Source organism: Nocardia pseudovaccinii NBRC 100343 (assembly GCF_001613225.1).
Lineage (GTDB): Bacteria > Actinomycetota > Actinomycetes > Mycobacteriales > Mycobacteriaceae > Nocardia > Nocardia pseudovaccinii.
Genome location: NZ_BDBY01000239.1, coordinates 21448 through 30093, shown reverse-complemented (window position 1 = coordinate 30093; position 8646 = coordinate 21448). Strand labels below are relative to the sequence as shown.

The 8646-nt window shown below is 66.9% G+C and carries 9 protein-coding genes; 2 read left to right on the top strand and 7 right to left on the bottom strand.

Going from position 1 to position 8646, the window contains the following annotated elements; genetic code table 11:
* Both NP3_RS29800 and NP3_RS29795 read right to left on the bottom strand, forming a co-directional pair.
* Window positions 1-182 (bottom strand): TCP-1/cpn60 chaperonin family protein (locus tag NP3_RS29800; RefSeq protein ID WP_281197601.1); only part of this gene is annotated, 182 nt, incomplete at its 3' end.
* Between the two features lie 224 nt (window positions 183-406).
* Complete coding sequence (locus NP3_RS29795; RefSeq protein WP_245721169.1) at window positions 407-694, bottom strand: hypothetical protein; 288 nt, start codon at window positions 692-694, stop codon at window positions 407-409.
* Between the two features lie 177 nt (window positions 695-871).
* Here NP3_RS29795 and NP3_RS29790 point away from each other — a divergent pair, with 177 nt between their 5' ends.
* Together NP3_RS29790 and NP3_RS29785 are read left to right on the top strand one after the other, a co-directional pair.
* A complete protein-coding gene (locus NP3_RS29790; protein WP_063044929.1) occupies window positions 872-1546 on the top strand; it encodes a suppressor of fused domain protein in 675 nt (224 codons plus the stop codon).
* A 44-nt stretch (window positions 1547-1590) separates the two neighbouring features.
* Complete coding sequence (locus NP3_RS29785; RefSeq protein ID WP_245721168.1) at window positions 1591-3648, top strand: NAD(+) synthase; 2058 nt, start codon at window positions 1591-1593, stop codon at window positions 3646-3648.
* A 255-nt stretch (window positions 3649-3903) separates the two neighbouring features.
* On the opposite strand, the gene NP3_RS29775 is transcribed toward NP3_RS29785, so the two are convergent.
* From NP3_RS29775 to NP3_RS29755, 5 genes are all read right to left on the bottom strand, one after another.
* Window positions 3904-4632 carry a Clp protease N-terminal domain-containing protein gene (locus NP3_RS29775; protein WP_063044927.1) on the bottom strand — a complete coding sequence of 243 codons (729 nt, stop codon included), beginning with the start codon at window positions 4630-4632 and terminating at the stop codon, window positions 3904-3906.
* 52 nt (window positions 4633-4684) lie between these two features.
* A complete protein-coding gene (locus tag NP3_RS29770; RefSeq protein ID WP_063044926.1) occupies window positions 4685-5779 on the bottom strand; it encodes an NAD(P)/FAD-dependent oxidoreductase in 1095 nt (364 codons plus the stop codon).
* A gap of 82 nt (window positions 5780-5861) precedes the next feature.
* Complete coding sequence (locus NP3_RS29765; protein ID WP_218024961.1) at window positions 5862-6902, bottom strand: RNA polymerase sigma-70 factor; 1041 nt, start codon at window positions 6900-6902, stop codon at window positions 5862-5864.
* 63 nt (window positions 6903-6965) lie between these two features.
* Window positions 6966-7865, bottom strand: coding sequence for a CDP-alcohol phosphatidyltransferase family protein (locus tag NP3_RS29760; protein WP_063824945.1), 900 nt, complete (start codon window positions 7863-7865; stop codon window positions 6966-6968).
* Entirely contained in the window at window positions 7865-8587 is a 723-nt protein-coding gene (locus NP3_RS29755) for a phosphatidylserine decarboxylase (RefSeq protein ID WP_063044924.1), read from the bottom strand. The genes NP3_RS29760 and NP3_RS29755 overlap by 1 nt, the downstream gene beginning before the upstream one ends.
* Between the last annotated feature and the right edge of the window lie 59 nt (window positions 8588-8646).

Below are 8646 nucleotides of genomic sequence, written 5' to 3'. Positions count from 1 at the left end.
AGGTCGATCTCCTTGGCGATGGAAACACCATCGTTGGTGATCGTGGGGGCGCCCCACTTCTTCTCCAGGACAACGTTGCGACCCTTGGGGCCCAGCGTCACCTTGACCGCGTCGGCGAGGGCGTTCAGACCCCGCTCGAGGCCGCGACGGGCCTCTTCGTCGTACGCAATTGTCTTGGCCATTGCGTTGAGATCCTCCACATGTATATGGCTGACACACAGGTCGATCGCAGGTTGGATCGCCCCATTTACGCTGGCCAGGTTCGGTGCCCGCGACGGACGACCGAGGGTGTCGATGTGACCCGGTCTCACCGTCCCGACCTGGCACTCACACGTCGAGAGTGCCAAGCCCTTTTTAGCACTCAGGGGTATCGAGTGCAAGGTCCGCCGCGCTGCTCAGCGCCGACTCAGGCCGAGCTGCGGTCGTCCACCCGGAGTATCAATGCGACGAAAGCATCGGCCCGGCGCTCCTCGGGCGTGCGTGGTTCACCCTCATCGACCGTTACGAGTTCCGCGTCGTTCAGCAGCAACTCCGCCTCCACCCGCATGATCGCCCGAATGAACGGTGGCGCGACATCGGGCGGCAGGTCGCCGTTGATGATGTAGCTGCCGTCGGGCTGCGATTCGGTGGAGACATAGGTCAGCGCACGCTCGAGATCAGCGCGTCGCTCCCCCGCAACTAGGTCGGAATCCATGCCATCCGCCATTGCTATAGCTTACCGGTGCGCCGGATCAGCCCTTTCCCGACAGGCCGACCAGTCCGGGATCCCTGGCGCCGCCCCCAGTCGTGCGAGCAGCAAATCGCTGTCCGCCAATGGCTTACGATCCAGCGCAGCGCGGCGCATGATCGGCGCCGACCTTATGGTGTCCAGGTGAGTGAAAGTCCCGGCTGGAACGCTATCGACGCGGCGTTGGAGCAGCTGTACCACGACACCGCACCCAGCCATTGGGGGACGGGGGTCCCCTGGTCGCTCGGCGGACCCGATCCGCTGGACGGCATCAGCGCCTATCCGCGCACCGAACCGGTCCCACACTGGCACTACATCAGCTACGGCATGACCGAGCTGTACGAGAAGGAATGGGATAACCCGGACGAATCGGGCTGGGGATTCGAATTCACCTTCCGCCTGCTGCGCACCCCGGCCGACGAGAAACCGCCGGTCTGGCCCGCGAACTTCCTGCAGAATCTGGCTCGCTACGTGTTCCAATCCGGGAATTGGTTCGCACCGGGTCACACCATCAAGTCGAACGGCCCGATCGCCGCGGACCATCCGGACTCGGATATCCACGCCGTCGCCTTCACCGTCGACCCGGAACTCGGCGCCATCGACACACCGCACGGGCGGATGCAGTTCCTGCAGATCGTCGGCCTGACCATGCCGGAGTACCGGGCCGCGCAGGGCGGGCACACGCGGGCGGTGCTCGACGAACTCGCGCCGCGGCTGCCGCTGTTGGTCACCGATATCGAGCGCGGACCGCTCATGGAGGAACCGAAGGCCAAGGCGAAATGGCCGCGCTGGGGCGGGGGCCTGACCGGGCGGGCGTAGATTTCGCCATGGAGGAAGATCAACGATCCCGAAGGGGGACGCCCGTGCCCGCATTGCCGTTCGATTCGCTCTATCGGCACGGGTTCGCGCGGGTGGCGGTCGCGGTGCCGCGGATCCGGGTCGTCGATCCCGCGTTCAATGTCGAGCAGACGCTCGAGCTCGCTCGGCAAGCGGCCGCCGACGGCGCGGTGCTGACGGTCTTTCCCGAACTCGGACTCTCCAGCTATACCGCCGACGATCTGTTCCACCAGGATGCGCTCGACGATGCGGTGGCCGCGGCAATCGAGCAGGTGGTCGCGGCGAGTGCGGAGATCGATACGGTGCTGGTGATCGGTGCGCCGGTGCGGACGCAGGGGCGGCTGTTCAACTGCGGTATCGCGATATGCCGCGGCGTCGTCCTCGGAGCGGCGCCCAAGAGTTATCTGCCGAACTATCGCGAGTTCTACGAGAAGCGCCAGTTCGCGGCAGCGCGCGAGACCCTGGAAGACCACATCACGATCGCGGGCCAGCGGGTGCCGTTCGGATCCGATCTGTTGTTCACCGCGACTAATCTCGACGGTTTCGTATTCCACCTGGAAATCTGTGAGGACGGCTGGGTTCCGTTGCCGCCCAGCGGATATGCCGCGCTGGCCGGTGCGACGGTGCTGGTCAATCTGTCGGCGAGCAATATCGTCATCGGTAAGGCCGACTATCGGCGCGCGCTGTGCACCTCGCATTCCGCGCGCTATCTGGCCGCCTATCTGTATTCGGCTGCGGGACACGGTGAATCGACCACCGATATGGCCTGGGACGGACAGGCGCTGGTTTGCGAGAACGGCGACCTCCTCGCCGAGGGCGAGCGGTTCTGCGACCATCCCCAGTTGATCACCGCGGATCTCGATCTGCAGCGGCTGGCCGCGGATCGCATTCGCACCACCAGTTTCGCCGACAATGTGCACGATCACCGCGACCGGCTGGTGCGGCTGCGGCGTATCGAGGTCGAGTTGCCGGTTCCGACGAGTGCCATCGGCTTGGGCCGCGAAATCCAGCGCTTCCCTTACGTTCCCAGCGATCCGGCCGCGCGCAACGAACGGTGCGCAGAGGTGCATCACATCCAGGTCGAGGGCCTGAGCACCCGGTTGCGTGCGACCGGCAGTCAGCGCTTGGTCATCGGCGTATCCGGTGGATTGGACTCCACCCAGGCGCTGATCGTCGCGGCCAAAACCATGGACCGGCTCGGTCTGCCACGCGCGAATGTGCTGGCCTACACCATGCCCGGCTTCGCGACCAGCACCCGAACCCGCACCGACGCGCACGCGCTGATGGACGCGCTCGGCGTGACCGCGCAGGAGATCGATATCCGCCCGTCCGCCACCCAGATGCTGCGCGACCTGAATCACCCTGCCGCCGAAGGTATTCCGCAGTACGACATCACCTACGAGAATGTGCAGGCGGGCGAGCGCACCTCACATCTGTTCCGACTTGCCAACCAGCACAACGCGCTCGTGGTCGGCACCGGCGATCTGAGCGAACTCGCCTTAGGCTGGTGCACTTTCGGTGTCGGCGACCATATGGCGCACTACAGTGTGAACGCCTCGGTCCCCAAAACACTGATCAAATATCTGATCGCCTGGGCGGTCGACACCGATCAGTTCGGCCCCGAGTCGGGCCGGGTGCTGTCATCGATCCTGCGGACCGAGATCTCGCCGGAGTTGGTGCCCAGCCACGATTCCACCGCACCGAGCCAGAGCTCCGAGGCCACCGTCGGCCCCTACGAACTGCAGGACTTCCACCTCTACTACATGCTGCGCTTCGGGTACCGCCCGAGCCGGGTCGCCTACCTGGCCCGGCACGCCTGGTCCGAGCGCGACCGCGGCAGCTGGCCGGACCTCATTCCGGCCGACCAGCGCAACACCTACGACCTGCCGATCATCAAATACTGGCTCGCCGAATTCCTACGCCGCTTCATCCAGACGAGCCAGTTCAAACGCTCCACCCTGCCCAATGCCCCGAAAGTCGGTTCGGGCGGCTCACTTTCACCGCGCGGCGACTGGCGTGCGCCTAGCGATGCCTCCGCCGCCGCCTGGTTGGACGAACTCGCCCGCAACGTCCCGGAGAACTGAGCCGCCGTCACGCCGCGATGGGCGCACGGTATTCGAGCGGGATCCGTGAGCCACGCCGCACCGACATCCCGCGCGATCGGATGGCTCTGCGCTGCCGTGTCCTGGCCGCGTGAGCGAGCGTCAGCGAGCGGAACCATAGACACAGCGCGTCTCCGCGCGCGACGGAGCCGAGCGAGGCGTAGTCGTGCGCGGATCGAATGCCGATGACTATCCAGGCAATTCGACGTCGTCCAGCGACGAACGCGGCCCGGGCGTTCATGACTTCTCGGCGGCGATCACCGACAGCAATTCGGACAGATCGGCTTCGGCCTTCGCCTTGTCGACGCCGAGATCGGACAGGATTCCGGAACCGTTCTCCTGTTCGAGCAGGGCGAGCAGGACATGTTCGGTGCCGATGTAGTTGTGTCCCAGGCGAAGTGCCTCACGGAAGGTCAGCTCGAGCACCTTCTTGGCCTCGGCGCCGAACGGAATGAGCGCAGGCACCTTCGCCGGATCGGCGGGCTGCCGGGCGATGGCGTCGTTTGCCGCATCCCGGACCGCGTCGAGTTGCACCCCTTGCGCGATGACCTCCCTGGCGCCGAGGCCTTCCGGTTGGGACAACAGGGCCAGCACCAGATGTCCGATGGAGATCTCGAGATTGCTGGAGGTGCGAGCCGCCTCCTGCGAGGCCACCACCATCTTTCGCGCGCGCGGCGTGAACTTCGCGAAGCCCGCATTGGGGTCCATGGCCGCCGGATCACCGGGCCCCTTCGGCACGAACCGCTTCTGCGCGGCCTGTTTGGTGACGCCCATGCTGGCGCCGATATCGGTCCACGAGGCGCCGGAGCGGCGGGCCTGATCCACGAAGTGGCCGATCAGATGATCGGCCACTTCGCCGAAATGCCCGGCCGTGACCACCGCATCGGAGAGTTGGTCGAGCACATTGTCCGGACGTGCCTTCTTGATGCCCTCGATCAGATCGTCGAGTCGTACGTTGATTGTCATGCGTCAACCATAGGTTGACGATTCTGGATCGTCAACCGATAGTTGACGATTTTCAGGGACGGGCCGCCCCGGCCGCACCACGCACGATCCGCTCCTTGAACCAGGCCGCCGTCCGCCCGGTCAGCACGGTCCGTCCCGGCGAGTCGTCCGCGTGCAGAAACTGGATGACGCCATCGCGCCGACCGAGGCTGATGCACTGGAAGAAGTACCGGAACCGCAGCTCGCGGGGTGCGCGACCGGCCAGCCGTGCGACGACCGCATCGGCCGCGTACTTGCCGGTGGGCAATGCCGTCGCACATGCCATCCGCAGTTCCCGACCGCCCGGACCCGCGATCACGGCAGCATCGCCCGCCGCGTAGACATCCGGATGCGATACCGATCGCAATGTCTCGTCGGTCAGCACCCGACCATGCCCGTCCACCGCGAGCCCGGCCCGCTCCGCCAGCTCCGGCACCCCGAATCCGGCGGTCCACACCGTTGCGGCGGCCGCGACGACGGACCCGTCCGCCAACCGCACGCCTTCCGGAGTCACCTCGATAACCTTTGCGTCCGAACGAATCTCGACCCCGAGCCGCTCCAGCGCCCGTCGCACATGATCGCGCGCCCGCATCGACAGCCAGGCGGCGGGCTCATCCGAGCCGAGCAGCACCACCCGCGCATCCGATCGGGACTCGGCCAATTCCGCGGCCAGCTCGATTCCCGTGGCACCGCCACCGACCACCACGATCCGCCCCGCCGGAATACCGGTCCGCAGATACTCCGAATCCTCCGGTGCGGAAACCGAATACGCGTACTGAGCTACCCCTGGCACGCCCGCCGGATCGTTCGTACTGCCCAACGCATAGATGAGCGAGTCGTATTCGAGATCCGGTGCGCCGTCTAGGATCACCTGTTTGTGCTCGGTATCGATGCCCTGCGACCGAGCCCGCACGAAGTGAATTCGTTTGGGTTCGAGCAACTCTCGCAGATCCCATTCCGGAATCGACTGCCCCGCACTGTATTGGTGCAGCCGCACGCGTTCGACGAAGGTCGCGCGGGCGTCGACAACGGTGATGTGGGCGTCGCGGGCGGTGCGCGCCAACCTGCGGGCCGCCGCCAACCCCGCGTATCCGGCGCCCAGGACGACGATTCGATGCTGTCCGGTCATGATGTGGCTCCCTTTCGATCGGCCGACACCCCTTAGACTGGGCAGCCCTCCGATCCCTGACAGCCTCGGATAATGACCCGCGTCACTCCCGCCCGATATAGGACAGCTTCTCCGGATTGACGATCAAGCGCAGCGCGGTCACCGCATCGTCGAGGGTGTCCACGCCGACGACCAGCGCGGGTTCCCCCGCCAACCGCACGACGACCGCGAGCGCGCCGTTGATCTCCTCCAGCGCCATCACCATCCCCGGCACCTCCCACCGGAACAGTCCGGCCACGTACCGCGCGACCGCGGGAGCCCCGACGATCGGGCGCCGCGCCGCGGTGACCTGACCGCCTCCGTCCGCGGTCGAGACGACATCGGCCGCGAGCATCCGCTCCAATGCCTCGATATCCCCGATGCGAGCCGCCTTCAGGAAGCGCTCGATCAACTCGCGGGCCTGATCGGCCGGGACATCGAAGCGCGGACGCCCCTCGCGCACCCGGATACCGGCCCGGCGGAAGATCTGCTGCGAATTGGCCTCGGATACCGCGAGCATGTCCGCGATCTCCCGGTGTGCGTATCCGAACGCTTCGCGCAGCACGAAAACCGCCCGCTCGATCGGGCTCAACCGTTCCAATGCCATCAGCAGCGCCAGCGACACCAGCTCGCGCTCCTCCACCGTCTCCAACGGCCCGAGCTCCCCGCGCGCGGTCGGTACCGGCTCGGGCAGCCACGGTCCGACATAGGTCTCGCGGCGGGCCCGGGCCGAAACCAGCCAGGTGCGGCAGAGATTCACAACCGCGGTGGTCAGCCAGGCCTCGGCCGAGCGAATCGTGCCGCGGTCGGTGCCATCCCAGCGCAGGTAGGTCTCCTGTACCGCGTCCTCGGCCTCGGTCGCGGAGCCGAGCATCCGATAGGCGAGCGCGAACAGCCGCGGGCGATGCGCCTGGAATTCGCGCAATCCATCCGGTTCCACCGCCACCTTCTTCCGTGCTCGGCCGCCGAAGATGACGGTACCGGTCGGGATCCATCCGGCCTTCGACAGTTCGGTGGCCGACCCGATGGTCCGGCCACCACCGAAAACCCGACCCGGATCGAATCCCCAGAAGCCCAAACCACCAAGTGCCGCAACACTGCTCATAGCCGCAGCATTCCCGCGCGACCTAGACGATTCCTTAAGGAATGCCAGACAAGCCCCAACAGCTCAGTGGTGCAGATCGTCCGCCGGATGCTCTTTACCCGGACTGCGCAGCCGCAGGCGGCTCGCCCCGCGGATCGCCGGACGCCGCAGGGCGGGTCGTCGCCGCTGCGCCCGCCGCTGGGCCCGGCGTTCGGATGGCTTGTGCTGCCAGGTTTCCGGACGCGCGGCCACCCAGCGCTGCGAATGCCAGGCGAACGGGATGTGCCCGAGATACAGCGCGACCAGCACCAGCAGCAGCACGATCGGATAGGTGACCAGCAGCGCCGCCGCGAGCGCGGTCAGCACCAGCAGCCCGGCAGCCGCCTGCGGCGCCACCGATACCGACTTCATGGCCAGCGTCGGAATCGTGCTGACCGCCAGCGCCGCCGCGAACAAGGTCCAGGCCGCGACCTCGTAGTAGCCGACCCACCAGCCGTCACCGAACTGCACGTACAGCCCGATCGGCACCAGCGCGATCAGCGCCGCCGCCGGTGCGGGGACGCCGACGAAATACTCGCGCGCCCACTGCGGTCGAGTGTCGTCGTCGAGCAGGGTGTTGAACCTGGCCAGGCGCAGCACAAGGCTCACCGCGAAAACCAGCGCGATGATCCAGCCCGCGCTGTTGCTGTCCAGCAGCGCGATGTAGATCACCAGACCGGGCGCGACACCGAAGGAGATGGCGTCGGAGAGCGAATCGAGTTCGGCGCCCATCTTGGTGGTGGCATCGAGCATCCGGGCCAGCCGACCGTCGAGGGTGTCCAGTACGGCCGCGGCGCCGACCATCGCCAAGGAGATGTCGAGCCTGTCGTCCAGGGCGAACTTCACCGCGGACAGTCCGGCGCACAGCGCCATGATTGTCACGATGCTCGGCAACAGCCGGATGGTCCGGCGCCTTCGCTGCGGTGTGGGCAGGGCCTGCTCCATCATGAGTCGGTCGAAAGTACGGCCAGCACGGTCTCGCCCCCGATCGTGCGCTGTCCGGGTTCGACGAGTAATTCGGTACCCGCCGGGAAGTACGTGTCGACCCGGGACCCGAAACGGATCAGGCCGTAGGTATCGCCGATGGTCAGTTTGTCACCGGCCTGCGCGTCGCAGACGATGCGCCGCGCCAGCAGACCCGCGATCTGCACGACCACGAGCTGCGCGCCACCGGCGGTGTCGACGACCATGCTGTTGCGCTCGTTCACCGCACTGGCCTCGGGCAGATCCGCCGAACGGAACTGACCGGACTGGTGCAGCACGGTGCGCACGATGCCGGAGATGGGGGTGCGCTGCACATGGACGTCGAGCACCGAAAGGAAGATGCTCACGCGCGGCAGTGGCGCATCGCCGAGGCCGAGTTCGGCGGGCGGCGTCGCGGTGTCGACCAGGGCGATCTCACCGTCGGCCGGGGCAACGACCACGCCCGCCCGGTTCGGCGGCACCCGGTTCGGATGCCGGAAGAAGGTCGCGCAGGCCGCGGCGGCCAGCAGACCCGTGCGGCGCACCCACTTGCGCTTACCTCCGATGACCGCCACCGCGAGCGGCGCCGCGACGAAGGGCAGCCCGGCGGGATGCAGCGGGGGAATCGCGGCCCGGACCAGATCGACGACATGGCCGACTCCGGTCGTTTCGGGCGTGCCGGGCGGGGTGGGACGGCGTGCCACAGGCTCCTCTTTCGTGCTCGATGCAGACGGTTTGCGCCCTTCAACGATAGGTCCGGCGC